Source organism: Pseudomonas sp. JH-2 (assembly GCF_036231725.1).
GTDB lineage: Bacteria > Pseudomonadota > Gammaproteobacteria > Pseudomonadales > Pseudomonadaceae > Pseudomonas > Pseudomonas delhiensis.
Genome location: NZ_JAZAQP010000135.1, coordinates 1 through 587, shown reverse-complemented (window position 1 = coordinate 587; position 587 = coordinate 1). Strand labels below are relative to the sequence as shown.

General features: G+C 66.1%; 1 protein-coding gene. It reads left to right on the top strand.

The genetic code is table 11. The annotated features are described in order from the left end of the window. A partial coding sequence (locus VV867_RS31070) for an RHS domain-containing protein (protein WP_328568456.1) occupies positions 1-587 on the top strand: 587 nt, incomplete at both ends.

The window sequence follows — 587 nt, the reverse complement described above, 5'->3', positions numbered from 1 at the left end:
GACAACCGCCTGCGCACCTGGCAAGACCAGCGCTACGACTACGACCCCTGGGGCAACATGGTGGTGCGCAAGCGCGGCGCCCACCTGGAACAGCACTTCGAATACGACTGCGAAAACCGCCTGACCCGCGCCCGCACCTACCGCGACGGCAACCTGCTCAGCGAAGGCCGCTACCACTACGACAGCCTGGGCCGCCGGGTGGCCAAGGCCGTGGAACGCGACGGCACGACGAAAAGCACCGGGTTCCTCTGGCAAGGCCTGCGCCTGCTCCAGGAACGCCGGGCCAACGGCGACAGCCTGTACCTCTACGAACCCGACAGCTACGCCCCCCTGGCCCGCGTCGACCGGGAAGGCGACGAAGAGCGCACCTACTACTTCCACACCGACCAGATCGGCACGCCACTGGACGTCACCGACGAGGACGGCAAGCCGGTATGGCAGGCCACCTACAAGGCCTGGGGGGAAGTGGAGCGCTATGCGGTAGAGGAAATCGAGCAGAACCTGAGGTTCCAGGGGCAGTACTTCGACGCGGAGACGGGGCTGCACTACAACACCTTCCGCTACTACGATCCGGTGGTGGGGCGGTT